This is a genomic window from Candidatus Odyssella thessalonicensis L13 (assembly GCF_000190415.1).
In the GTDB taxonomy this organism is placed as follows: domain Bacteria; phylum Pseudomonadota; class Alphaproteobacteria; order Paracaedibacterales; family Paracaedibacteraceae; genus Paracaedibacter; species Paracaedibacter thessalonicensis.
In genome coordinates, this window is sequence record NZ_AEWF01000003.1 from 97,874 (window position 1) to 124,366 (window position 26,493).

A 26,493-nucleotide genomic window follows, 5' to 3' on the forward strand; every position below is an offset into this window, starting at 1 on the left:
ATAGCCCAAACGGAGGCATTTGATTTCCCCTCTCCATTGTTAAGATTATCGGGCGAATTCTGGCTACGCATTTCGCTTTACTTATTTCCTGAAGATAAAATTAATATGGAAAGCCTTAGCCATTTACTTTGGCTCAATGGCTCTGACCCCGTCATATGGCAAAGACTAGAACATCGTCTTGAGCAACTAAGAAAATCCTCTGAGATTGAAGGATTTCCTTATAATAGTGACGCTGCCGACCTGGGAGAAGCACCTGGCCTGCCATCGTTGCTAGAGCTACCAGAAGAAATTTTGCAGAACATCTTCTGGAAATTGGATTACATAGGTTTCAAGAATTTAGAGGATACTTGTCATACTTTGAGATCTATTAAATTTAATGAGGCACTAGGGAAAAGCTTGGCAGCCAGAGACAGGATGATAATAACCCACTATTGGAGTCATGTTGAGCAACCCCAACTTAGATATGAATTGAATCGCTTCGGAGTAAAAGCTTTGGGTGCTTATCCAAACTTACCCTTAATCAAATTTGATATGGCTTATGGACATCATTTTGGAAGTTTTGGTGAGTGGGGTGGAGACGCTCCTTTGGAAAAATTTGATGGCGTGGAGGTAACATTTGTCACCGCTCAGGACCGAAAGCTGCAATTAACAACTTCTGCACGGTTTATAGCAAAAAGTAACGCTTTACATTATCTACAAATGAATGAGTCAAAGTTACCTCCCTTGGAGGAAGAAGATAGTGAAGCGAAAGCAACAGAAGCTTGCTTAGAGAATGGAGAGCCAGAAGAGGACGTAACTGCTAACTCTTATAAAGATATAGTAACTGGCACGCGCAACTATTTACGCTTCTCCTATAATGACTTCCCTATTAAGGTCTTGTTCAAGTTACTTTCAGGACATGCGGGTATGAATCCTCCGGCAAATTTTGGCTGGATAGTCTGGAGTAATTGTGACTCAAATATTACTAAGTGGCACCCGAACTATCCTCAATTTGGTAAAGAATTAAAGGCTGAAGATACCATCTTAACTGAATTATTCTCTAAAGAAGTGCAACCAGTAAACCTCTAGCATTAACAATTCCAGATAAGGGAGAAGGGAAATTGGAGATAATTGATCAATCCTTAACCCCGATTAATAAGTCCGGCACAAACTGTTGTATTAACAAATGCAGAGAGTCTTTTTGATCAGGCTGGGACAACCGGAACATTCCCACAGCCATTGGACAGGATCACAAATTTAAAGATGATTCTTACCCATCTTTGCAGAGATAGTGAAGATTACCTTCTCCGCGAGGACAATGATATTCTTCTCAACCAAGATAGCTATAATAATCAGTAATCCTTTTATAGAGTGCTTTAAAGATTTGCATGGATTGTCTCTGTGCAAATCTTTTTTTCTAACTATATCTCTTTTTCACTTTTTAATTTCTGTTTATTGCTTACTTTAACGATTAGGAGGACTTACCCCTGATCGTTATTTAGGCGTCTGATGATAACTGATTATACAAGCAGCTAAGTACTCAACTTACCATCACTTTAAAACAGATACTTAATAAGATTAAGTTTTTACCCTTACCTATTTTTAACGGCAACATCTTATTCTGAGTGACCCTCTTTCGGGTTTGTTACTCCTCTTCTCTAAAACCCCACCCATACAGGACAGCAGCTATGATAGTGATGGCTTCTTAAATTGCCTTACCAATTTTTGTTTAATATCGGAGGCGGATCAGCAGAGAAAGGTGAAATTATTAAGGAATCTATAGCTTTTTATAGATAGGCAGAAGTATCAGCTTCTGCCTCTGCTTTATTGTTTATGAGTTAAGCTTCTTTTCTAACCAATGAATGTCATAGTCACCAGAGAGGATGTCAGGTTCCTGTGCAAGCCTCTGGTGTAGAGGAATAATAGTATCAATGCCATCAATCACATACTCTTTTAAAGCTCTGTCAACCCGATTGATACACTCGCTGCGATCATGTCCATAGACAATAAGTTTAGCCACTAGACTATCGTAATGAGGCGGAATTCGATAACCTTGATAGAGATGGCTATCAATTCGCACACCCCATCCGCCGGGCGCATGATAACGGGTAACTTCCCCCGGGGAAGGGATAAAGCTTTCTGCATGTTCAGCATTTATTCGGCACTCAATGGCATGACCTGTAATCTTAATATCCTGTTGCGTGATCTCCAGCTTCTGTCCAGCCGCAACTTTAATCTGCTCCTTAACCAGGTCAATGCCTGTCACTAATTCAGTTATAGGATGTTCCACTTGAATCCGAGTATTCATCTCCATAAAAAAGAATTCACCATTTTCATATAAGAATTCAAGGGTGCCGACGCCTCTATACCCCATTTTGGAGATTGCTTCGTTAACAATACTGCCAAGCTTTTCTCTTATTTCATTATTTAAGGCTGGAGACGGCGCTTCTTCCCAGATCTTTTGATGACGGCGCTGAATAGAACAGTCCCGTTCCCCTAAGTTGATGGCATTTCCATACTGATCCGCTAGCACTTGCACTTCAATATGGCGCGGGCGGCTTAAATAGCGCTCCATATAAACTTCATCATTACCAAAGTTTGCTTTAGCCTCGCTGCGCGCTAATTTAAAAGCTTGGGAAACTTCACTTTTATTATAGGCAACCTTCATACCTTTACCACCCCCGCCACTGGTGGCCTTAATAAGAACCGGGAAACCAATTTGCTCGGCTGTAGCCAAAGCATGGGCTTCATCCTTAATTGCCCCTTCTGATCCGGGTACGACCGGCACTTTCAACTCGATCATTGTTTTCTTGGCGGTAATTTTATCGCCCATCATTTCAATATGTTCAGGTGTGGGTCCAATAAAAACTTTACCGTGTTCTTCAACCATTCTTGCAAAAGTCGCATTTTCAGATAAGAAGCCGACCCCGGGATGAATGGCATCCGCCCCTGTTATATCGGCTGCACTCAGGATAGCCGCCATATTTAGATAGCTTTCACGTGAAGGTGCCGGCCCAATACATACGCTTTCGTCAGCGAGACGGACATGCATGGAATCGGCATCCGCTGTAGAGTGCACAGCAACAGTTTTTATTCCCATTTCTCTACAGGCTCGCAAGATGCGCAGAGCAATCTCACCGCGGTTAGCAATAAGAATCTTCTCAAAAAGTGGTTTGTTTGACATTATTTTGTCCTAGAAGAAATTATTCGATCACTAATAAAGGCTCACCAAATTCAACCGGCTGGGCATCTGTAATTAAAATACTGGTAATCTTGCCGGCGCGGGGTGCCTTAATCGGATTCATAACCTTCATTGCTTCGATAATGAGTAGAGTTTGCCCCTGGCTTACGCTATCACCGACTTTTACAAAAGATGCGGCACCAGGCTCAGGTGATGTATAAACAGTCCCGACCATAGGGGACTTTAATGCGCCTTCTGGACCCGCTGCACTTGGTGGGTTAGGGTGGACTGCAGCAGGAGCAGCATAAACAGCGGCACCAGAAGGATTAGCACTTCCAGCACCCATGGAGGCAGCGGTGGGAAAGGTTATGTTTGACGAAACGCTTAAATTACGAGCCACTCGGATACGATGCCCCTCGTTTTCGTATTCGATCTCAGTAAGGTCTGTCTCAACAAGAATGTCAGCTAATGCACGGATCGCATCTTTTTCAATAGAAAGTTTGTCTGTCATTTTATTTTTGTGCCTGAATTAGGGTGTGAATATATTCTAATGCCAAAATATAACCTTTTTGACCACATCCTGCAATAACTGCATTTACCACAGGACTGATAAAGGATTTTTGGCGGAATTCTTCGCGGGCATATATGTTTGAAAGATGGACTTCAACTTTTGGTAGTGTCAAGTTTTCTAACGCGTCATGCAATGAAATAGAAGTGTGGGTTAGCCCGCCCGCATTAATAATTACTGCCTGAGCCTGATCTGCCGCTTGTTGCAGCCAATCAATTAGTTGGCCTTCATGATTAGATTGACGACAATCGACCGCCAGTTTTAAATCTTGAGCTTTATCGTGCAGGGCTGCCATCAAACATTTAAGAGTCTGCTCACCGTATATATGAGGCTGTCTCTTACCGAGCATATTAATATTTGGGCCGTTAATAACCCAAACATTAAACATTGGCCATCCTTAACTTGGTTATAAGATCATCTATTTCTTCATAAGAATTAAAATGTACCGTCAAAGTACCACCACTACGGTTTATTTTTAACTGACATTTTAGCCCGAGCAATTGTGCAAGCTGTGCTTCAATCTGCTGAGATTGAACTTCATGGTCACTGGGCTCAACTTGCATTTTCTTCTGTTTTGCCAGCTTTTCTGCTTCACGGACATTCATTCCCTCGGTTAGAATGCTTTGTACCATTTCATCCATATTTGGCGACTTAATGAGTGTTCTGGCATGGCCGGCGCTAATTTTACCTTCATTTATTAAATCTTTAATATTTTCTGGCAAATTCATTAGCCGTAACATGTTAGCCACATGGCTTCTGCTTTTACCGATGGACCTGGCTAATTCTTCTTGAGTATAGTCAAACTCTTTCATCAAACGTTGGTATGCTTCTGCCTCTTCAATGGGCGTTAAATCATCACGCTGAATGTTCTCAATAATAGCTGTTTCAAGGGCTTCACGATCACTATAATCGCGAATCACCACAGGAACTTTTTCTAGACCTAGCGTTCGCGCAGCCCGCCAACGGCGTTCACCTGCTATGATCTCGTATATTTGCCTTCCATCTACCACCAAAGGTCGCACAACCAACGGCTGAATAATACCTTTCATTTTGACAGAATCGATCAGAGAGGCGAGTTGCTCATCATCAAATCGGCGGCGGGGCTGATACTTACCCGGCTTAATTAAATGGATATCAATATTATTTGAATCTTCAATTTGCTGAACCGGATTATCTATGGTATCCCCTAAAAGCGCTGAAAGGCCCCGGCCCAAGCTGGGTCTATTAGGACGCTTTAATTCTGAAGTTTTCATCATGTCTATCTCTCATCAAAATTTCTTTTGCTAATGCCATATAAGCCTGAGAACCGGGAGATTTAAAATCATACAAAAGCACTGGTTTACCATGGGAAGGAGCTTCGGAAACCTTAGTATTCCGCGGTATAACCGTCGTAAAGACCTTTTCTCCTAAATAATCTCGTACATCCTCTGCTACCATCTGACACAGGCTGCTACGCTTATCAAACATTGTCAAAATGACACCAAATAAATCTAAAACTGGATTCAAATTCTTCTTAATTTTTTGAATAGATCCTAAAAGGTAACTTAATCCCTCTAAAGCATAATATTCGCATTGCAAAGGAATAAGTACTGAATCAGCTGCCACCAATGAATTTAATGAAAGAAGGCCCATTGAAGGCGGGCAATCTATAATTATATAATCAAACATGGCTTGATAGGGCGACAATATATCCTTTAACCGCCGTTCTCTGCTCTGCATATCGACCAGCTCTACCTCAGCCCCCAACAGATCAATAGATGACGGTATAATCGATAGTCCAGGGATAGCCGTCTTAATTAATGCTTGTGCCAGAGTATACTCTCCGATCATTAATCCATAAACGCTTATCACCCGATTTTGTTTACTTAGGCCTAAACCTGTCGACGCATTAGCTTGTGGATCGAGATCTACTATTAGAACTCTTTTACCAACAGCAGCCAGAGCTGTGGCTAAATTTATAGTTGTAGTTGTTTTACCAACTCCACCTTTTTGGTTTGAGACTGCAATTACGTGTGCCATTATTTCTAAAGCTTTACAATTTCCCCTATCTTTAATATAACACTATTACGATCGGTCATACTATTAAATTTTTCATAATTAAAATTAAATTTCTTCTGTGCTGTCTCAATTTCACTCTGATAACTTTTCCCTTTTAAAGCGACTAAAATCGGTTTTTCAAGTGTTTCACGTGAAACATAGAGAGTGTGTTCCAGTAAAGTAGATAATTCCGAACAAGCTCGAGTGATGACTTGTTCAAAATGACAGGGGGATAAAGATTCAACTCGTGAACAGACAATATTAACATCAACTTTTAACTCGCGCTGAATTTCGTGAAGAAAAACTGTTTTGCGTCTGTTTGAATCACATAGGGTGATTTTTTTTACCCCTGCAATTGCTAGTACCATACCGGGGAAACCAGCCCCTGTTCCAATATCAATGGTATTCTTTGAGATATCCATAATACTTAATAGTTGAAGAGAATCCAAAATATGTCTTTCCATAAAATTTGCTAAGGTATCGATTTGAATTAAAGAAGTTTGACGATTCCAATTTTCTATAAGTTGCATATAAAGTTTATATTTTTCATATGTTTCACGTGAAACATAGCTCAATATTTTATCCTCAACCCTTGAGCTCATTAAAAACTCCCATATTCATCATTTGTTAAGCACTTCCATCATACAATACATTATGCAGACCGAAGAGTAATTTAGCATGATATTCCGTGTAAAATTGTATTTTATTATACCCTTAATACTGCTCAGCAATACTCACTCTTATGATTGGAGTATATGGCCAGGTATAAAAAGGCAACAATTTGGCAAGCCCACAACTGATTGTCCATGCCAGGCTAACCTTGCGGCCAGATATGGAACAAATACGTTACAACAGTCATCGCAATTTACTGCAAATTCTGCAACCATGCAACAAGGTTTACAAAATGGGGCTCAAAGTTCAGTAAGAACCTTAAATCCGTCAAATGCAAATCAGTTATCAAAGTCTACCCTATCTACCAATGCCGCAACAGCTCAAAACACAGGACAGGCCCAGTCTGTACAAAACGCGCAGCAGCAAGGAAAAGCTAGCAATGCCTCTCAAACTTCTGCTCAAGGAGTTGATACAGGTGCTGCTGCCCTTGCCGGCCTAGGAGCAGCGGCTCTAGCTGCCTTTGGCAGCATGAAAAATAGCTCAGGCGGCTCTTCAGGCAATAGCTTTTCAAATTTCGCAATGGGGGGACAAGGCGTCATTACTAAGAATTTTAGTTGTACAAAGTCAGCCCTTGAATGTCAAAATGAATGGAATGCCCTAGTAAGTAGTATTGAAAGCAATCCACAATATCAAGTTCTAACAAAGCAAATGAGCTGCGGCGGGACCATGCCTCCAGGAACTTATCCAGGACAAATGCCGGCTAACATGCAAGGTTATGGGATGCCGGCAACCAATTATGCTACAGGCATGGGCACGCCTCAATCGACAAGCTCATCACTGATGAGCGGACTGGGAAGCATAGCACGAGCCTTCTAGATGGCAGTATGCCCCGTAAGGAGAAAAATCAAAGAGGATTATATAAAATTCGAGAAATAATTGCAGTACAATTCACCTTAAGCTAACCTTAAGTTAGATTGTTAACAATAACGACATAGTAGGTTTAGAATGGCTTTGTTAAGCAACACATCTTTTGATAATCATGAATTAGTTAGTTTCTGCGCAGATGCAGAAACAGGGTTGAGGGCAATCATTGCCATCCATAACACTAACCGCGGCCCAGCCTTAGGAGGATGTCGTTTTTGGAATTACGCCTCTGAAGAAGATGCTATTAGAGATGCTTTAAGACTTTCGCGGGGAATGACATATAAAGCCGCTCTAGCTAATCTGCAATTAGGAGGAGGCAAAGCCGTTATTATCGGAGATTCCTCAAAGATTAAAACGCCAGAGCTAATGCGTGCCTTTGGACGTTTTGTAGAAAAGATGGGAGGAATTTATATAACTGCTGAAGACGTAGGAACAAGCCCGGCTGATATGGAAAATATTCGCCTTGAAACTAGGCATGTTGTCGGCCTGGAAAATTCTGATGGCGGAAGTGGGGATCCATCGATAATAACTGCCTATGGTGTTTATGTAGGCATAAAAGCAGCTGTCGCAAGAAAATTAAAAACCGATAGCTTACGAGGTGTAAAAGTAGCAGTTCAAGGCTTAGGTCATGTAGGAAGTTATGTTGTCGAGCGGTTGGTAAAAGATGAAGCCGTGGTGACAGTGGCTGATATTAACTCAGAGAATGTTAAAAACGCAGTGGATAAATATAAAGTGACTTCAGTAGCAGCCGAGGAGATCCTTTATCAAGAGTGTGATGTGTTATCTCCATGCGCGTTGGGTGGAATAATTAATGATACGAGCATCGACAAATTAAAGTGCAAAATTATTGCAGGAGCAGCCAACAATCAACTGTCAGAAGCAAGACATGGTGATGAATTAAAGAAAAGAGCCATTTTATACGCTCCGGATTATGTAATAAATGCTGGAGGCTTAATTAATGTTACCTTTGAAGGACCAAATTATAACAAAGATAAGGTAATAAAGCTGGTTGACGGAATCTATGATACTCTAAATGAGATCCTTAGTTACGCCGAGGATAAAAATATATCAACAAACCGAGCAAGCGATCTTATAGCTGAATCAAGATTTCAGGACATTGAAAACAAATGGGGCTCAAATAAACTTAGTGCATAGGAGAATAAAGTGAGCGAAACAACAATCAATACTTTTATCACATTGCTTGTGATTATTAATCCGTTTGCTGTCACAAGTGTTTTAATTGATAGTACGCTCGGCCTTGATAAGAGTATTAGGAATCGTTTAGCCAACAAAGCTGCAGCTATTGCAGCTGTCCTGCTCACTTTATTTGCGTTAATTGGTGATATGATCCTGGACTTCTTAGGCATCTCAGAGCCAGCCTTCAGAATCACGGGGGGAGTCATCTTAGCCTTAGCTGGACTGGACATGGTTATGGCGAAGCCAAGCAGCATTCAAAGCCCCACCGAAGAAGAATCAAAGCCTAGTTCAAATGTGATGGAATTAGCGGTTTTCCCACTCGCTATTCCGTTAATGTCAGGGCCCGGCAGCTTAACATCCATTGTAATTATGATGCGTCAAGCTCAAGAGCGGGGGTATTCGGAACAAATTCATATAATTATCGCTATGTTAATTGTTGTCGGTATCACCCTATTAGTGATGCGATCTTCCGAATTTGTCATGAAGGTACTCAGGAAAACAGGTATCAGCGTTTTAACGCGCGTCTTTGGTATCATTTTAACAGCGCTTGCGATTCAAAATATTATTGATGGTGTTTATCAACTGATAAGCAAGGCCTCTTAACCTTTATTAGAAATCAGGTTACGCTTAAATCATTGCTCCAGAATCGAGGTTTAGTATGCACAAACAGAAGCAAAATGGATACGTTGACCATACCCTATGGACCCCAGCAGATAACTATAAATCTTTGCTGAAGAAGTTTATGGATGAGGGGGGCTATAGCACCTATGAGCACCTGTATAACGATTCCATCAATAATATGGAGAAGTTTTGGAACTCGGTGTGGGATTTCTGCGAAATTATAGGAACAAAAGGAACTCCTCCGTATATTCATAACGCTCAAAACGTCAAAGAGGCAGCGTTTTTTCCCAACGCTTCTCTAAATTATGCAGAAAACCTTTTAAGGAGAAGAGACCAGACTCCAGCGATCATTTCTTACACAGAAAAGGGACACTATAAAGAGCTAACATTTGCTGAGCTCTATTTGCTTGTCGCCAAGGCAGCAGCATTTTTAAAGGAGGCAGGAGTTAAAAAGGAAGATCGAGTAGCTGGCTATCTTCCCAATATCCCAGAAACTATAATTGTCATGTTGGCTGCTGCAAGCATCGGTGCAATCTGGTCGTCTTGCTCCCCTGACTTTGGCGCAAAAGGAGTAACGGATAGGTTTGGCCAAATTCAACCAAAAATCTTATTCACGGTTGATGGCTATTTTTATGGTGGTAAAACATTTGATAATATCTCTAAGATTTCTGAGATATGCAGCTCCATTACTTCCATTGAAAAGGTAGTTGTCATTCCTTATACCCAGGCATTTCCGATACCAGAGATTTATTCAAATTTTGAGACAGTCATTGAACAAAGAGGCGAGACCACCCTTAAGTTCGAAACTTTACCGTTTAATCATCCATTATTTATTATGTATTCCTCGGGAACAACTGGTGTTCCAAAATGCATTATTCATGGAGCAGGGGGTAGTTTAATCCAGCATTTAAAAGAGCACCAACTTCACTGCGATATCCATGCCAATGATCGGCTATTTTATTTTACCACTTGCGGATGGATGATGTGGAACTGGCTCGTATCAGGATTAGCAAGCGGAGCGACTCTTATCCTATACGATGGCAATCCTATTTTCCCGTCGGCTAAAAAATTATTTAAAATTGCTGAAGAGACGAAGATGACTCATTTTGGTACCTCAGCAAAATATCTTGATAACCTATCGAAGCTGAAATTAAAAACGAAGACTAATTATAAGTTAGATAATTTACGGATGATAATGTCAACTGGATCGCCATTACTAGCAGAGACCTTTGATTATGTGTACAGTTCAATCAAATCCGATATTTGTTTGGCATCCATATCAGGCGGCACTGATATTCTTTCCTGTTTTGCCCTAGGAAATCCCTTACGATCGGTCAAACGCGGCGAACTTCAATGCCGAGGTTTAGGCATGAAAGTTGAAGTCTTTAATGACGCCGGGCAATCGGTTATCCAAGAGAAGGGGGAACTGGTATGTACAGCACCATTTCCATCTCGTCCGCTAGGCTTTTGGAATGATTCAGATGGAAAAAAGTACCATGATGCATATTATTCCGTTTATGAAAATGTATGGCATCACGGGGACTTTGTTGAAATTACCAAAGATGATGGCATTATTATCTATGGAAGGTCCGATTCTGTTTTAAACCCAGGCGGCATAAGAATAGGAACAGCCGAAATTTATCGCCAAGTCGAACAAATCCCTGAGGTTCTAGAAAGTTTGGCAGTAGGGCAGGACTGGAAGGGGGACATTAGGATTGTTTTATTTGTTAAATTGCAACCGGACATCAATCTTGATGACAATTTAGCAAATAAAATTAAGCAACAGATTAAGGTTAATACGACTCCTCGCCATGTGCCCGCCAAGATTATCCCAGTCACAGATATTCCGCGGACAAGAAATGGAAAAATTGTCGAGGTTGCCGTCAGGAAAACCATTCACAATGAAGCCATAAAAAACTTGGAGTCTATTGCTAACCCAGAGGTCCTAACAGAGTATCAGAATATCCCCGCCCTGCAAACGGATTAAGTCGCATTACAGTTTTTTCCTGAGACTTGGTAAAGGAAAGCGGCGACACTGCACCTGAAATAACGTTCCCGCTTTCTTTAAATAAAAGGCTAACTTTCAAAAGTTAGCTTTAGACGCAAGCAGCCATGCGTTGCAGGTCATCCAGCATGTTACGGATAGGCATTTTTGTTTGAGGACAAATTAAATCAGGTGCAATTTCTAGGAGGGGTCGCAAAACAAACAAACGCTCATGATATAAAGGATGCGGTATTTTCAATTTATCACTATTAATAATGGCCTCATCAAAAAAGATGATATCCAGATCAATTATCCGTGGCCCATATTTAATGGTACGCTTGCGTCCCAAGCGAACTTCTAAATCAGACAGAAATTCTAAAAGCTCATAGGCATCACCATGACCTTGAACTTCTATAACTTGATTATAAAAATCAGGCTGGTCCTCTATATATTGAGCTTTGGTCTTAACAACAGAAGACTGAGCGATAACAGGATAACACTGATGAATGGCGGCAATTGCATGGTTTAAATTTTGTTGACAGTTTCCTAAATTGCTACCTAAAGCTATAAAAACACGCATATTTTTCTCTTTATTGTCTTGAACAGCCTATTGTTCAGTTGTAGAGTAAAGCTTAAATAATTAAAAAGCAAAAGCTTGTTCGTGTCTGAAAGCACTTTACCCCTCTTTCCTCAATTAATTCTCAAGCGTTCAGATCAAATTTTATTGTTGCGGCGGGCGCCAACATCTAAGTTTTATGGCGGCTATTGGCACTTACCGACTGGTAAAATTGAAAAAAATGAGAGTCCATTAGAAACAATAATTAGAGAAGCCCACGAGGAAGTAGGGATGATTATTAAGCCTAAGCTTGTATTAACAGTTTACAATCGCATCGAGAGCTTTTTTGATGCGACAAAGATATGGCAAGATGTGTGCCTATTTTTTGAAGCAGAAGCCTTAGATCAAGATCCTGTAAATGTTGAACCAAATAAACACGATAAGATGGCATGGTTTAAAGTCGATAACATGCCAGATAAAATGATTCCCCATATCCAGTTTGGCATAGAAGCTTATTCAAAAGGCCAGCATTACGCAGAGTATATAAATGCTGCCAGTTAAATTGGATGTCATAATTAATTTTACTTGATAGGACTAATAGAAAAACTCTCTATATCTTATCCAAAAAAAGGCTTAGGAGTTACAGACTAGAATAATTTATTGAGACCTCTTTATTAAGATAAGAGCGATTATAGCCAGCTGTGGGTAAGATCATCTTGCAGATTTTATTTATCAGCAATGGAGTACACTAAAATCATTTGAGGGCCATTACCCGACCATTGGCAGCTGGGTCATTAATGGTCAAGCAGCAGGTATTGGCATCTGGGAAGAAGAGTCATTTATTCTCACGGATCAGAGACGCTTTATACCGCATTGCTTCTCATAAAGCTACCGACATTATTGAAAAAAAACTTAATTACGCTACATTAAGAGCAACATTCTTATCAGATATTATAATTATTGACAATGACTTCAAATCTTACTCTTGCCTTTGGCTTAACTTTTTCTGACTTATATAGAAGAGAAGGCCTTATCAAATTAGATCTCGCTTTCCAGGACTTCCTTAATCAAGCGGATCCTGAACTATGTCGTAGTTATGTACAAGCTCGCACAGCCAGAACGGGTGGAAGTGAGCTTCTTATCCAAACTGCACCTTATCTAGAAGATTTTATTGGACAGCTTTTCAATATCTCGCAAGAAATCAGTCAATGTCAACAACAGCACCATAAGTTGGCTATTGTGCCATCAGTTAAACGGCTGTTTGTCCAGCGTCTTGCGGCCCGTAAATATTCGCCGATAGAAGCAGCAACCTTTGAAGGCGCAAAACTTGGCGAAGATCTTAGCGCTCTAATGGGACAACCTTTAACTCAATTAAGCTTAGCAGACGCCATCCATCAGTGGATGAAAGAGGAGAGCCGGTTTAGTGGCGAATTAGATTTAGCCGCTCGTTATTGTGCTTGGGCAGTTCACACTCCTCAAGGGCAACAAACTCACAAAGCCGATGTATTATTTAAGCTTCCCCATAAATTGGATTGGGCTCGCTTGATTGACTTGCGAGCAGAAAACGGCTTCCTAATAGGGCATCCCGACCATTATCGCCCACGCGATGGCTTTAATTTAACCGATTCTGGCTATGATCGCTTACAAGCCTTAGATCAAGCCAATTACTGTATTTGGTGTCATCATCAAGGTAAAGATTCATGTTCACAAGGGTTAAAGCCTAAAAATAACAGTCTAGAAAAATTTCAGAAGAGTCCTCTCGGCGCCTTATTAAATGGCTGTCCGTTAGAAGAAAAAATCTCTGAGATGAATGAGGTTAAGTCTCAAGGGTATACCATCGGAGCCCTTGCCATTGTCACCATTGATAATCCGATGGCAGCAGCCACTGGCCACCGCATCTGCAATGATTGTATGAAGTCTTGTATTTATCAAAAACAGGACCCTGTCAATATTCCGGCCGTTGAGACTCAAGTTCTCCGCGACGTTCTTGATTTACCGTGGGGATTTGAAATTTATAGCCTCTTTACCCGTTGGAACCCGTTAAATTTTGACCGTCCTCTGCCTCGAGAAGCCACCCAGCGTAATATATTGGTGGTGGGTATGGGGCCTGCTGGCTTTACCCTGGCTCATCATTTAATGAATGACGGCCATCAGGTGGTGGGTATTGATGGTCTTAAAATTGAGCCTTTGCCCACTGAACTATTAACTCAGCCTATTTATAGTATAGACACTGTGATGGATCCACTTTCCAGTCGAATTACCGGAGGGTTTGGAGGGGTGGCTGAATATGGAATAACGGTCCGCTGGGATAAGAATTTCTTAAAAATTATTCGCCTTCTTCTAGAACGCCGACAGCAGTTCTCTCTTTTTGGGGGGATTCGCTTTGGCGGCACCTTGACCATTGATCAAGCCCTTGATATGGGGTTTGATCATATCGCTTTATGTATGGGTGCAGGCAGCCCCACTCTTATCCCCATGCGTAATAGTTTAGCTACTGGCGTGCGCCAAGCTAGTGACTTTTTAATGGCCTTGCAGTTAACGGGCGCTGCTAAAGCAGATTCAATTGCCAATCTTCAGATCCGCTTACCTGCTGTCATCATTGGCGGTGGTCTGACGGCCATTGATACAGCCACAGAAATTATGGCTTATTACCCCATTCAAGTGGAGAAGTTTACTCAACGGTTTAAAGCACTAGCCAAGCAGTCTTCAGAAGGCGAGTTGCTTGCCCAGTGGCCCGCTGCGGAACAGGAAATTGTTCAAGAATTTTTGCGTCATGGAGATCAAATTATCGCCGAAAGGACTCGGGCAGAAGCTGCCGGAGAGACACCAAATTTTGCCCCACTCGTGCAACAGTGGGGGGGCGTCACGGTAGCTTATCGCCGGGCTTTAACACAAGCGCCAAGTTATACCTTAAACCATGAGGAAGTGGCCAAAGCTTTAGAGGAAGGAATCCGGATCTTGGAGGATGCCACACCGTTAGGCGTTAATGTTGACCAAGCTAATACTGCCATCTCTATCGAGTTATCGATTAATGGCCAACCAAAAACTTTGCCCGCCAGAGCTATTTTAATTGCCGCGGGGACGAAGCCCAACATTAATTTAACCTACGATGAGCCCGGTCGCTTTAAATTGGATGGTAAAACTTTTCAGGCCATTGATATAGATGGGCATCCTGTTACTCCTGAGCGCCTTTGCAAGCCTGAGGCGGCGCATGTGCTCATGTCGGAGATGCGACCAGGTCGATATCTGTCATTTTTTGGTGATATGCATCCTTCCTATGCGGGGAACGTTGTCAAGGCCATGGCCAGCGCCAAGCAAGGCTATCCTGTAATTAGTAAAATACTTCAGCGTTGTTCTGCGGCCCCCGCCGACATTGCTCCAGCAGAAGTCTTATCTCGAGCGCTTTCTGCCACTGTTGAGATGGTCAATCGCCTCACCCCCACCATTGTCGAAGTTGTCATAAAAGCCCCGCTGCAGGCTCAAAATTTCCGACCTGGACAATTTTATCGTTTACAGAATTTTGAGTCCTTTGCTCCTTACATTAAAAATACCCGTTTGGCTATGGAAGGATTAGCCCTAACTGGGGCCGCGGTAGATATAGAAAAAGGCTTACTGTCGACAATTGTATTAGAAATGGGTGGGTCCTCCGATCTTTGCCAACGTCTACAACTGGGAGAGCCCGTAGTCTTGATGGGTCCAACGGGTGAGCCGACGCATATTCCTGCAAATGAAACAGTACTTCTCGTAGGCGGTGGTCTTGGAAATGCTGTTCTTTTTTCTATCGGCCAAGCTATGCAGGCTCAAGGCTGTAAAGTTTTATACTTTGCCGGCTATAAAAAGATAGAAGATCGTTATAAGGTGGCCGAGATTGAAAAAGCAGCCGATCTGGTTGTTTGGTGCTGTGATGAGGCGCCTGGATTTGCGCCAACCCGCCCTCAGGATAAAAGCTTTACAGGTAATATTGTTCAAGCCATTGAAAACTATGGCCTCGGCCATTTAGGAGACGCAGCCATAAGTTTGTCCCAAGTTGATCGAATTATAGCTATTGGCTCCGACCGGATGATGGCAGCGGTTGCAGCCGCCCGTCATGCTCAGCTTCAGCCATTCCTCAAAAGCAATCATATGGCAATTGGGAGTATAAACTCGCCAATGCAATGCATGATGAAAGAAATTTGTGCCCAGTGCTTACAGCGCCACGTTGATCCACTGACGGGCCAAGAAACCATTGTGTACTCCTGCCGCAATCAAGACCAAGACCTAGATCTGGTGGACTTTGTAAATCTTAATACGCGCTTAAAGCAAAATAGTGTTCAAGAAAAGATGACAGCTTTGTGGCTAAAACAAATTTAAATAAAATAAGATATGTTTCATTGATAACTGATCTAGATTTTGTAAGATGGAAGGGAGCACATTTTACTCTAGTATTATCAATGAGCCTGTTCTTACGCGTCACATTACTCTTCTTCAACCATGCCACCCCTCTCAAGACCTTCCCACCCTATCTTTAGAACAGCTGCATACCTATGCGGATGCTTGCAATAATGAAGGAGGTCAGGTAGCCGATTGCTTGAATGAGCAGCAGCAATGGAGCTGCTTTCATATTCTTCTTGACCGGCCCCTTATCGATCGCCATATCTTAGCGGTTTTAAATGCTAGCAATAAATTTTTGCTGAAAGAGAGCATGATTGCTGAGTACCGCGAGGAAAAAGTTAATCAAGCCTGCTTACTTATTCTGAGTTATCTAATCGATCATATTCGCCACATTGCTTTGCTCGATGTCGATAAACCGGAGCAATTAATGGTTCATGTACATCGCAGATCTTCGGGCATAGCGCAAATTAATACCTTGCTTATTCCTATGCTCTATGAGTTTTACTATGGCGCTCTCCAAACTGAACTCTTGTAGGTCTGTGAAGTTCTTAGCAAAGATCCAGAGGACTATCGCACTAAGTTAATGCTTCCCCATCATACTGGGATCATTTTCCGCAACGGCTACCCCCCTAAAACCTTTAAGGATTATGAAGATAGCCATTTTACTTTATCGCTCGGCTTAGTCATGGGTTTAAATTCGCAGTGGTCATCGGGAACGCTTCTTCCTGAAGACTTTATCCCGACAGATGAAGTTTCTGGCTACATTTATGAGTCCCAAAAGTATCGAAAGAAGAATTCTCTTAAGGATTACCTTGGCGTTATCATTGCTGATACGGACAGGCAGCAAAAAGTGATCAGCATTATTCATTCTAATCCTGCTTATCATTCTTCTAATCCAGATAAGCCATTTCGCCCTTTATCACCGCTCACTTTAAATGATTTCCATGCGCCTCAAATTCTTCAGATTCTTACACTTTGGAGTCCTAAACTCGGTGATTCTAATTTGAAAATTGTTAAGTAGGCATAAGATTAATGATTAACGGAAACTCTTGGGAGTTTTATTAAATTTATTAGCCCAGGGGTAAAAATAGCTGAAGATTATCTGGCTAAGCAAAGCTCGTTCATGCACACTTAAAACCGCTGATCAAGATGTCGAGGCCCTGCCTATCCTAAAGATGTCCTTGAGTATATCTACAACACTTCTCAACAAACGTTTCCACCTCATATATTCATAAGATTTAGCTGCTAAAGAAAGTTAAATCACCTCGTTTTTTTAAATCTTTCAAATAATTAACTGTTTTTTAAACTATTCAGCAATAGTAGACAAAGATAACAATTAATATACAATTTTAGTATAAATGCATCCATTTTTGGAACAGGAAACTCTACCATGACTTCTTGTTACCCTTCTCAAAAGCCTCTTCTTGAAAGTTCTTATAGAATGTTTCTAATGAGCTTGGGTTTTTCCTGTTCTCTAATATCATTAGCAAGCGCCAATACTTTAAATAGATGGAATACCCAGGCTTCCTTAGGGAGTGGTATGACATTTGCTGCTGGGATTGCCGTTGATACATCGGGCAACGTCTATGTTACCGATCGTGCTAATAATAATGTGTATAAGTTAACGCCCAGCGGCGCAACTTATACACAGTCAACGCTTTTAACCGGCTTTAATGATCCTAAATCCATTGCCGTTGATAACTCTGGGAATCTTTATATCACTGACTCCGGCAATGGGAATGTTGTTAAAGCAACGCTCAGCGGCGGGACTTATTCTCGGTCAAATATTATTACTGGTATCGGCGGCCTTAATGGAGTTGCTTGTAATAGCACAGGTAGTACCGTGTATGTTACTAAAAATGGAAGCGGAGCAGGGGTAATCAGAGGCGTTTTAAGTGGAGGGGTCTATGGAACCACCACTATTGCCAGTGCCGGATTAAATAACCCTATGGAGGTTACTGCCGACAGTTCGAATAATGTTTATGTAGCTGATTTTTATGGCAATAAAATTTTCAAAGAAACCTATAATGCCGGCAGCTATTCCCAGTCACAGATTGATAGCGGGGGGCTCAATGCGCCATACGGCGCTGTCGTTGATAGCGCCGGCATTGTTTACTTCAGTCAAGGCAATACTGCAAGCATACTTGCCTTAACTCCTGCCGGAGGCGGAACCTATACACAATCGACGTTTGCGGGAATAAGTAACCCTTGGGGACTAGCAATGGATAGCTCGGGCAGTCTTTATGTCGCTCGGCAAAGCAACAATGTTACTAGAATAGATATTAACAGACTCAATATCACTCAGCCAACCACAAGTGGAGGCACCGTAACACTTAGCAATAATTCCACTTATACCCAAATTGATGGGGTAGCTAACAGCCAAATCAGTATTGGCAGTTATCAATTAACTGCGAATATTAGTTCTAGTGCACCATCTACATTTAATGGAAACATCACTGGCACAGGACCTCTGATAGTATCGGGCACTGGTACCTTCACACTCACGGGGACAAATACTTATTCGGGGACGACCACCATTAGCAGTGGAACTTTACAAATAGGCGATGGAACAACCACAGGGAGCATTACCAGCAACGTTACTAATAACAGCTCCCTGCTATTTAACTTAGGCAGCAGCAATTCGACCTATGGGGGAGTTATATCAGGAACGGGATCTGTGACTAAGCAAGGCGCTGGAACTTTAATTGTTACAGGCGCCCATACTTATAGTGGTGGTACAACCATTACAGCAGGAGCCCTGCAAATTGGTAACGGTGGCACAACTGGAAGTCTCTCTGGAAACATTACGAATAATGCTGCTTTAATCTTTAATCGCTCTGATGCGATAACCTTTGCTGGCATTATCTCAGGAAGTGGTTCATTGGATAAGCAAGGGGCAAGCACGCTGACCCTCACAGGGGCCAACACTTATATCGGTGGAACCACCATTACAGCGGGAACTTTACAAGTTGGAAACGGCGGTACAATTGGGAGTATTACAAGCAATATTACCAACAATGGCGCGCTGATCTTTAATCGTTCCGATGCCGTAACCTATGCCGGTACCATTGCCGGAACGGGGACGTTAGATAAGCAAGGCGCCGGTACTCTAACTCTGACGGGTGACAGTACTTATACCGGTAATACCACCATTACAGCCGGAGTCTTACAAATTGGCAACAATGGTACCACTGGAAGTCTGGTCAGCGATATTACCAACAATGGAACGCTAATCTTTAATCGCTCCAATGCCTCCACCTATACTGGCAATCTCTCAGGAAGTGGTGCTTTGAGCAAGCAAGGTACCGGCATATTAACATTGACGGGGACTAATACTCATAGCGGTGGGACGACCATTACAGCGGGAACTTTACAAGTTGGAAACGGTGGTACAATTGGGAGTATGACAGGCAATATTACCAACAATGGCGCGCTGATCTTTAATCGTTCCGATGCCGTAACCTATGCCGGTACCATTGCCGGAACAGGGACGTTAGATAAGCAAGGCGCCGGTACTCTAACTGTTACAGGCGCCCATACTTATAGTGGTGGTACAACCATTACAGCAGGAGTCCTGCAAATTGGTAATGGTGGCACGACTGGCAGCATTTCTGGAAATATTACCAACAATGGCTCGTTGATCTTTAATCGTTCTGACGCGATAACTTATAGCACCATCATCTCAGGAACAGGAACGGTGAATAAGCAGGGCACAGCTACCCTGACTCTGACGGGAAACAATACTTATACAGGTGGGACAACCATTACAGCGGGAACCTTACAGCTTGGAAATGGCGGTACGATTGGGAGTATTACAGGCAATATTACCAACAATGGCGCGCTGATCTTTAATCGATCCGATGCGGTAACTTATGCGGGCACCCTCACAGGGACAGGTTCACTGACCAAGCAGGGCGCAAGCTCCCTAACGCTTTCAGCAGCTAACACTTATAGTGGGGGCACCACCATTACCAATGGCACCGTCAGCATTAGGCATCACCAAAGCTTAGGCACTGGCGCGATTACTTTTGCCGGCACGGGCACGACTTTAGAAATTGGCACGGCTTTGAGTGGGCCAATTGCCAATGCTATTACGGTTAATGCCAACAGTAACTTAGATACCCAAGGATATGATGTAACTTTAAGCGGCACCCTTACCGGAACCTCAACCTTAAGAAAGCTTGGCACCGGTATCTTAACCCTGGCCAGTGCCAACGCTTTTAATGGCGTTATCCTTGATCTCGATACAGTGGCTATCGGTGACAATCAAGCACTGGGATCCGGAACATTTACCTTTAACAATGCCGGTACCAAATTAATTATTGCCTCCAACTTAAACAATGTCGCCAATCCTTTAGCTCTGACCGCCAATGGCATTATTGATACGAATGGTAACACTGCGACGTTGACCGGAGCTCTGACCGGTACCGGAGATCTGACAAAGGATGGGCCCGGGACGTTACAGATTACCACCGCCAACCCGGGGTATTCCGGAGACGTAGTGGCCAACGCTGGCGAGTTGAAGGTTAACGGATCCCTGCCTAACTCAAATATTACTGTGGCCAATGTGGCACGCTTCACCGGCAACGCCACCATTAATAGCCTTGTCAATTCAGGAATTGTCAAACCGGGTAACTCTATTGGTACTGTTCAAGTTTTAGCAAACTTTGATAATACCAATGGAACTTATAACTGTGAGATTAATGATGCCAGTCAGTCCGACCTGATCCAAGTCACCGGCACCGCTACCCTAGGCGGGACGTTGAATATTCTCTCCCAACCGGGTGACTACAGAACGCCTAAGACTTATACCATCTTGACGGCCGGCAATCCTATCGTCACTCAGTTCACGACCGTAACCTCATCTTCAGCTTTATTAAGCTATACCCTCAACTATCTAGCCAATAGTGTCCAGTTAACAGCCTTCCAGGCTACTCTGCTCAGCGACGTCATAGGAATAGGCAATGCCGGAGAGGTGGCCGATTATATTATCCGCCATAATCCGCCGCCCGGCTCCCAGCTGGGGCAGCTCTTGGCAGTTTTGGCCACCTTACCCCTCAATGAATTATATGAAGCCTTAAATCAGATGCAGCCCTCTGCCAATGTCTTGATTGGAGCAACAATTGGTAAATACGAACTAGGTCAAGCTGATGAACTCTTTTCTTCCTTTACCATGGAAGAGACCTTAAAGCGCCTGCGTAATCTTAAAAAGAAAAACACCGCATCACAGACCGGCCTTGGTATTGCGGCCGCCTTAACTGAGGACCTGTCCTTAAGCCTCAACTATAATAATGAGTGGTCCTCTTCTGAGCGCTTAAATCGATTGCTTCTCGAGTTCAATTATCGGTTCTAAACAGCATTATCAGTTCGGAGATTAAAACAGTTGCTGTTAAACTTCTAAATATCTTTGCTCACCCAAATGAGTCTCCCTAGCAAGCAAAGATGTTAATTTTTGCTAATTAGTCAATTTTTAATAAATATTTATTTATCCTAGACTTATATGTAAGCATTATACTGTCTAGCAAATGAAAAAGCTTAAGCTACAAATATGGCTGATGATTGCAACTGGCTTGGCCACCTGTCTTTCGATAAGCCAGGCCACCCAAACATATAATGTTACGATAGCTACTGATACACCGGCCAGTCCCACCATCGGCACAGCTGGTCCGGCTGGAAGTGGTTTTGATCTTCGAGGCGCCATTCTTACGGCTAACGCTTCCAGCAATACTAATATAGTCATCAATTTTAACTTTGGTAGCCCGCAGACTATTACCTTGGGTAACCACTTGCCCATGATCTCAAATTACGATGGGGCAAGCGCTACAGCCACTCCCATCAATAAGACCTGGACATTTAATGGTAACAGTAGAGTCACTATCAATGGTAACAATCTTTACCGTGGCTTTTTCTTAAGCCCAGTCCCGGCTTCACCTTCCCAAAGCGATCTCCCCTCGAGTGGCTACACTCAGCAGCTTAATGCGACTTTTAATGATATGGCGATCCAGAACGCATTGGCCAAGGGAGGAAATGGCGGTGGCGGCGGTATGGGTGCGGGTGGTGCGGGCTTTCAGAATAGTTATACTAACGTGACCTATAGCAATGTGACCTTTAATAACTGCAGAGCTCAAGGAGGTACCGGAACATATAATATTGGTGGCGGGGGTATGGGTGGAAATGGCGGCGCCAGTGGTGCTGGAGGAGGATTAGGAGGCGATGGTGCCGGGGGAAGTCTTTACGGTGGCGGCGGCGGTATTGGCGGTAATGGGGGTACTTGTGGCGCCGGTGCCAACGCCTCAGGCGGCGGCGGTGGCGGCTTTGGTGGTACAGGTGTGGGGCAAGTCCTAAGTACGGTTGCTTTTAGTAGTGGCGGAAGTGGCACCAGTGGCGGCGCTGGAGGTGCCAGAGGCGGCGGCGGCGGAGCTGGGGGGGTGGCTAATGCGGGTACAGCTTCATCTAGTACAGGCGCCGGCGGTAATGCTACGGTTAATAATAGTGCCGCCGGCGGTGGTGGTGGTGTTAGCGGAGTCAATGCTAGCGGAATTAATGGAGGTAATGGCGGCATAGGCGGCGGCGGCGGTGGCGGCGCTGCGAGTGGTTTTTATGGTCCAGCGGGTAATGGTGGCTTTGGCGGCGGTAGTGGGAGTGGTTACGGTGGCTCAAGCGGGGGCTTTGGTGGCGGTAGCTATGGAGGTTCTGGCGGCTTTGGCGGCGGTAGCTCAGATGGGATCGGAGGCTTTGGAGGAGGCAGTGCGGGCGGCGACCTTTTTGCAGGTGCTTATGCAGGTGGATATGGGGGCGGCGCTGGCGGTGGATTCGCCTCAGGTGTAGGGGGTGGCGCTGGTTTTGGCGGCGCTTTGTTCGCTCGCAATGGAAGCTCCTTAACAATTAAAGGTCCGGCGTCCTTTGGCGGCAGCACAGGTAATACTGCCGTCGGGGGAGCTGGCAACGGTGGTGGTAATGGCACGGGCGCCGGACAAGATTTATTTGTTATGGGAACGTCCTCGAGTGCGACAACTGTCAACCTAGATACCACGGCAGGCAATATTACTTTTAATGGAACAATTGCCGATGACAATGGCAACAATTCGTCTTTAGGAGCCAAGTTATCTATCTCTGGTACCAATAGGGTTATTCTTAATACGGCTAACACTTATATCGGCGGTCCAGACATTCAGCAAGGCATATTAGTGATGAATAATGCCAGTGCCTTGGGGAGCAGCACAAGCACCATAACAATGGGGACAGCGACCACCGGCGGTACGCTGCTGTTAGGTGGCGCTTATACGATTGCTAACCCGATAGTATTGTCCAGTACCCAGACCAGCACTGTTGACATTAATAGCTACACACCAACTTTAAGCGGTGTTATTTCCGGCGGCGGAGCGACTTTAGCTTTAACCAATAGCGGTGGGGCGACACGTGTTTTGTCTGTAACAGGGGCTAACACTTACTCCGGTACCACGTCGATTGGAGCATTTGTGACCCTCTCTTTAAGTGGCTCGGGAACCACAGGAACCTCCAGTATTAATCTTGCTGCAGCCACTTCTAGTATTGATATGAGTGCCATACCTTCAGCTTCGCTAACACTAGGGGATTTGAATGGTACACAAGGTCAAGTCATTATAGGCTCTAAAAGCCTGAGCATTGGCACAGCTGCCAGCACAGCCGATTTTGGAGGGGTAATTCAAGGAGTCGGAGGCTCGGTGACAAAGGTAGGCAGCGGCAAGGCAATATTATCAGGCACCAATACTTATACCGGCGGCACCACGGTTACAGCGGGGACCCTACAAATCGGTAATGGAGGCACGACGGGGGGTGTGGTTGGCAACATTACTAACAATGCAGCGCTGATCTTTAATCGCTCTGACGACCTTGTTTATAGTAATGTGATTTCTGGTAGTGGATCTCTGGAAAAACAAGGGGCAGGAAAATTCACTGTCAATACCACTCAAACTTATAGTGGCGGCACCACCATTACTGCCGGGGCCTTGCAGATTGGTAATGGCAGCACTGTCGGCAGTATTACTGGTAACATTAATAACAATGCGGCGTTGATCTTTAATCGTTCCGATGCGGTAACTTATACGAGCACCATCTCGGGGACGGGGTCCCTAACCAAGCAGGGCGCAAGCTCATTAACGCTTTCAGCAGCCAACACTTACAGTGGGGGGACGACCATTGCTAACGGAACCGTCATTATTAATCATCACCAGAGTTTAGGGACAGGCGCCGTCACCTTTACTGGCACGGGCACGACCTTAGAAATCGGTTCAGCTTTGAGTGGAGCTATTGCCAATGCTATTACTGTTAATGCCAACAGCAATCTTGATACTCAGGGCTATAATATAACCTTAAGCGGAACTATCACTGGAACTTCTACTTTAAGAAAACTCGGCACCGGTATCTTAACCCTGGCCAGTGCCAACGCTTTCAATGGCGTTATCCTTGATCTCGATACGGTGGCCATCGGTAACAACCAGGCGCTGGGATCAGGAACATTTACCTTTAATAATGCCGGCACCAAATTAATTATTGCCGGTAATTTAAACAATGTCGCCAATCCCATGGCCCTGACCGCTAATGGCATTATTGATACGAATGGTAACACTGCGACGCTGACTGGAACTCTGACCGGCACCGGAGATTTAACAAAAGATGGTACTGGCACCTTGCAGATCACTACTGCCAATCCAGGATATTCTGGGGACGTGGTGGCCAACGCCGGCGAGCTGAAGGTTAACGGGTCTCTGCCTAACTCAAATGTTACTGTGGCCAATGTCGCCCGCTTCACCGGCAACGCCACAGTTAATAATCTTGTCAATTCAGGAATTGTCAAACCGGGTAACTCCATTGGTACTGTTCAGGTTTTAGCAAACTTTGATAATACCAACGGAACTTATAACTGTGAGATTAATGATGCCAGTCAATCCGACTTGATCCAAGTCACCGGCACCGCTACCCTAGGCGGGACGCTCAACGTTCTGCCCCAACCCGGCGATTACAGAACTCCTAAGACCTATACCATTTTGACGGCGGGCAACCCTATCGTTACTCAGTTCACGACCGTCACTTCGACGTCTGCCTTATTAGGCTACACCCTTAATTATCTAGCCAATAGTGTGCAATTAACGGCTGTTCAAACCTTTACGCTCAACGACGTGGTGTCTGAGGGCAATCCTGGAGGCGTCGCTGATTATATTATCAGCCATAATCCACCTCCCGGCTCCCAGCTGGGTCAACTTCTGGATGTTTTGGCCACCTTACCCCTCAATGAATTATACGAAGCCTTAAATCAGCTGCAGCCCTCTGCCAATGTCTTGGTTGGGGCGACGATTGGCAAGTCAGAAATGGGGCAAGCTGATGAACTTTTCTCTTCCTTTACCATGGAAGAAACCTTAAAGCGTCTACACAACACCAAGAAGAAAAATACCGCAGTTAAGCAGATCTCTCAGATGGTCTCGCGCTTAGCAATGCCCATGAGTCAAAGCTTGAATAGTTTATATGCCAGCAAAGGCTCGCCTAATTATGCCAGTCAGTATAATCTCCTGCCCCAAGGCCAAGAGGCACCGCAAAATATGAGTGTATCTTATGGAAACACGACGCTGTGGCTACAACAGACGGGCGTTTACAGCAAGCGCCGGGCCGTCCAAGATGGCAGCCCCACCATCGGAACCCCCGGGGTAAGAAGCAAGCTATCAACAACGACTGTGGGCAGTACCACTAAAGTTTCCGAGGATTTATTAGTGGGCGGCTCTCTAAGCTATACTAAACGCTTATACCGATTACAACGCAATTATGGCAAAGGCCGGATCAATAGCTACAGCGGCGGTCTGTATGGTCAGTGGCGTCCCCAAGCGAGCTGGTATGTAAAAGCCGCAGGGTTTTACGGTCATCACGCTTTTAAAGGCGCCCGTCATCTCAAACTTCGCTCAGCCGTGTATGCCAATACGCAGCGCCATGAAGGCGAACATGTGAGCGGCGCCGTGGAAGTAGGCCATGATATGGAGCTGACCTCCACACTGACAGTAACCGGTTATGGCGGACTAAGTGGTCTGTTTTTCAAAGAGCGCGGTTACCGCGAAAACAGTCAAGGTCTCAACCCTTCCTTGAAAGTGGTGGGTCGCAGCACCCGCTTTACCCAGAGCCGGATCGGAGTTCAAGTTACCCATAGCCTGCTGAGAGACGAGCTACCAGTGTACCTGCAAGGAAGAGTAGCCTATATTTATCGCCGTCACTTGGACAATCCGCAACGGGTAATAGCATCCATGAATGAGTATGAAGATACGTTTACCGTCAAAGTTAACGATAAGCAGCAACGCATCTTACAGACCGGTATCGGCATTGCTGCCGCCTTAACTGAGGATCTGTCCTTAAGCCTGAACTATAATAATGAATGGTCTTCTTCTGAACGCTTAAATCGATTGCTCTTAGAGTTAAATTATCGGTTCTAAACAATATGAAAA

Annotated in this window: 19 protein-coding genes; 12 read left to right on the forward strand and 7 right to left on the reverse strand. The window is 44.0% G+C overall.

Translation table 11 applies throughout. The features are described 5' to 3' along the window. The first annotated feature begins 105 nt into the window (after positions 1–105). Positions 106–1,068: an F-box protein gene (locus HMO_RS0105850; protein WP_033444551.1), complete on the forward strand. Its 963-nt coding sequence runs from the start codon at positions 106–108 to the stop codon at positions 1,066–1,068. Between the two features lie 742 nt (positions 1,069–1,810). Here HMO_RS0105850 and accC read toward each other — a convergent pair. From accC to rsmG, 6 genes are read right to left on the reverse strand one after another with little or no spacing between them, the layout of a single operon-like run. Further along, positions 1,811–3,163 (reverse strand): acetyl-CoA carboxylase biotin carboxylase subunit, encoded by a 1,353-nt coding sequence (accC, locus tag HMO_RS0105855; RefSeq protein WP_010299941.1) that lies wholly within the window; start codon positions 3,161–3,163, stop codon positions 1,811–1,813. A gap of 19 nt (positions 3,164–3,182) precedes the next feature. Next, a complete protein-coding gene (accB, locus tag HMO_RS0105860; RefSeq protein ID WP_010299944.1) occupies positions 3,183–3,671 on the reverse strand; it encodes an acetyl-CoA carboxylase biotin carboxyl carrier protein in 489 nt (162 codons plus the stop codon). A gap of 1 nt (position 3,672) precedes the next feature. Continuing rightward, entirely contained in the window at positions 3,673–4,116 is a 444-nt protein-coding gene (aroQ, locus tag HMO_RS0105865; RefSeq protein WP_010299946.1) for a type II 3-dehydroquinate dehydratase, read from the reverse strand. Further along, entirely contained in the window at positions 4,109–4,984 is an 876-nt protein-coding gene (locus tag HMO_RS0105870; protein WP_033444552.1) for a ParB/RepB/Spo0J family partition protein, read from the reverse strand. Before HMO_RS0105870 ends, aroQ begins: the two co-directional genes overlap by 8 nt. Continuing rightward, a complete protein-coding gene (locus HMO_RS0105875; RefSeq protein WP_010299952.1) occupies positions 4,953–5,747 on the reverse strand; it encodes a ParA family protein in 795 nt (264 codons plus the stop codon). Before HMO_RS0105875 ends, HMO_RS0105870 begins: the two co-directional genes overlap by 32 nt. A gap of 5 nt (positions 5,748–5,752) precedes the next feature. Further along, complete coding sequence (rsmG, locus tag HMO_RS0105880; RefSeq protein ID WP_010299953.1) at positions 5,753–6,367, reverse strand: 16S rRNA (guanine(527)-N(7))-methyltransferase RsmG; 615 nt, start codon at positions 6,365–6,367, stop codon at positions 5,753–5,755. Between the two features lie 76 nt (positions 6,368–6,443). Between rsmG and HMO_RS0105885 the strand changes: the two genes are divergently transcribed. From HMO_RS0105885 to HMO_RS0105900, 4 genes are all read left to right on the forward strand, one after another. Continuing rightward, positions 6,444–7,253 (forward strand): hypothetical protein, encoded by an 810-nt coding sequence (locus HMO_RS0105885; RefSeq protein ID WP_010299955.1) that lies wholly within the window; start codon positions 6,444–6,446, stop codon positions 7,251–7,253. Positions 7,254–7,382: 129 nt separating this feature from the next. After that, positions 7,383–8,456: a Glu/Leu/Phe/Val family dehydrogenase gene (locus tag HMO_RS0105890; RefSeq protein WP_010299958.1), complete on the forward strand. Its 1,074-nt coding sequence runs from the start codon at positions 7,383–7,385 to the stop codon at positions 8,454–8,456. Positions 8,457–8,465: 9 nt separating this feature from the next. After that, a complete protein-coding gene (locus tag HMO_RS13960; RefSeq protein WP_010299960.1) occupies positions 8,466–9,101 on the forward strand; it encodes a MarC family protein in 636 nt (211 codons plus the stop codon). Positions 9,102–9,156: 55 nt separating this feature from the next. Continuing rightward, positions 9,157–11,106 carry an acetoacetate--CoA ligase gene (locus HMO_RS0105900; protein WP_010299962.1) on the forward strand — a complete coding sequence of 650 codons (1,950 nt, stop codon included), beginning with the start codon at positions 9,157–9,159 and terminating at the stop codon, positions 11,104–11,106. Positions 11,107–11,215: 109 nt separating this feature from the next. Here HMO_RS0105900 and folK read toward each other — a convergent pair whose 3' ends face one another. Beyond that, entirely contained in the window at positions 11,216–11,683 is a 468-nt protein-coding gene (folK, locus tag HMO_RS13965; RefSeq protein ID WP_010299964.1) for a 2-amino-4-hydroxy-6-hydroxymethyldihydropteridine diphosphokinase, read from the reverse strand. A gap of 81 nt (positions 11,684–11,764) precedes the next feature. On the opposite strand from folK, the gene HMO_RS13970 reads away from it, so the two are divergent. From HMO_RS13970 to HMO_RS17520, 7 genes are all read left to right on the forward strand, one after another. Beyond that, positions 11,765–12,220: an NUDIX domain-containing protein gene (locus HMO_RS13970; RefSeq protein WP_010299966.1), complete on the forward strand. Its 456-nt coding sequence runs from the start codon at positions 11,765–11,767 to the stop codon at positions 12,218–12,220. A gap of 166 nt (positions 12,221–12,386) precedes the next feature. Further along, a complete protein-coding gene (locus HMO_RS17645) occupies positions 12,387–12,545 on the forward strand; it encodes a glutathionylspermidine synthase family protein (protein WP_083821266.1) in 159 nt (52 codons plus the stop codon). 80 nt (positions 12,546–12,625) lie between these two features. Then, positions 12,626–16,009: an FAD-dependent oxidoreductase gene (locus HMO_RS0105915; protein WP_010299967.1), complete on the forward strand. Its 3,384-nt coding sequence runs from the start codon at positions 12,626–12,628 to the stop codon at positions 16,007–16,009. Between the two features lie 46 nt (positions 16,010–16,055). Next, entirely contained in the window at positions 16,056–16,565 is a 510-nt protein-coding gene (locus HMO_RS0105920; protein WP_010299971.1) for a hypothetical protein, read from the forward strand. Between the two features lie 48 nt (positions 16,566–16,613). Further along, entirely contained in the window at positions 16,614–17,051 is a 438-nt protein-coding gene (locus HMO_RS0105925) for a hypothetical protein (RefSeq protein WP_010299974.1), read from the forward strand. Positions 17,052–17,570: 519 nt separating this feature from the next. Beyond that, positions 17,571–21,383 carry an autotransporter-associated beta strand repeat-containing protein gene (locus tag HMO_RS15520; RefSeq protein WP_175282095.1) on the forward strand — a complete coding sequence of 1,271 codons (3,813 nt, stop codon included), beginning with the start codon at positions 17,571–17,573 and terminating at the stop codon, positions 21,381–21,383. Between the two features lie 172 nt (positions 21,384–21,555). Then, the gene (locus tag HMO_RS17520) at positions 21,556–26,481 is read left to right on the forward strand and encodes an autotransporter domain-containing protein (protein WP_010299978.1); all 4,926 of its coding nucleotides are present in this window, start codon (positions 21,556–21,558) and stop codon (positions 26,479–26,481) included. The last annotated feature ends 12 nt before the right edge of the window (positions 26,482–26,493 follow it).

Coding starts and splice junctions, on each gene's coding strand:
- aroQ (WP_010299946.1), bottom strand. CDS start 4,116: ATGTTTAATGTTTGGGTTATTAACGGCCCAAATATTAATATGCTCGGT.
- HMO_RS17520 (WP_010299978.1), top strand. CDS start 21,556: ATGAAAAAGCTTAAGCTACAAATATGGCTGATGATTGCAACTGGCTTG.
- HMO_RS0105890 (WP_010299958.1), top strand. CDS start 7,383: ATGGCTTTGTTAAGCAACACATCTTTTGATAATCATGAATTAGTTAGT.
- HMO_RS0105875 (WP_010299952.1), bottom strand. CDS start 5,747: ATGGCACACGTAATTGCAGTCTCAAACCAAAAAGGTGGAGTTGGTAAA.
- HMO_RS0105900 (WP_010299962.1), top strand. CDS start 9,157: ATGCACAAACAGAAGCAAAATGGATACGTTGACCATACCCTATGGACC.
- HMO_RS0105925 (WP_010299974.1), top strand. CDS start 16,614: ATGCTTCCCCATCATACTGGGATCATTTTCCGCAACGGCTACCCCCCT.
- rsmG (WP_010299953.1), bottom strand. CDS start 6,367: ATGAGCTCAAGGGTTGAGGATAAAATATTGAGCTATGTTTCACGTGAA.
- accB (WP_010299944.1), bottom strand. CDS start 3,671: ATGACAGACAAACTTTCTATTGAAAAAGATGCGATCCGTGCATTAGCT.
- folK (WP_010299964.1), bottom strand. CDS start 11,683: ATGCGTGTTTTTATAGCTTTAGGTAGCAATTTAGGAAACTGTCAACAA.
- HMO_RS0105915 (WP_010299967.1), top strand. CDS start 12,626: ATGACTTCAAATCTTACTCTTGCCTTTGGCTTAACTTTTTCTGACTTA.
- HMO_RS15520 (WP_175282095.1), top strand. CDS start 17,571: ATGACATTTGCTGCTGGGATTGCCGTTGATACATCGGGCAACGTCTAT.
- HMO_RS0105850 (WP_033444551.1), top strand. CDS start 106: ATGGAAAGCCTTAGCCATTTACTTTGGCTCAATGGCTCTGACCCCGTC.
- HMO_RS0105870 (WP_033444552.1), bottom strand. CDS start 4,984: ATGATGAAAACTTCAGAATTAAAGCGTCCTAATAGACCCAGCTTGGGC.
- accC (WP_010299941.1), bottom strand. CDS start 3,163: ATGTCAAACAAACCACTTTTTGAGAAGATTCTTATTGCTAACCGCGGT.
- HMO_RS0105920 (WP_010299971.1), top strand. CDS start 16,056: ATGGAAGGGAGCACATTTTACTCTAGTATTATCAATGAGCCTGTTCTT.
- HMO_RS0105885 (WP_010299955.1), top strand. CDS start 6,444: ATGATATTCCGTGTAAAATTGTATTTTATTATACCCTTAATACTGCTC.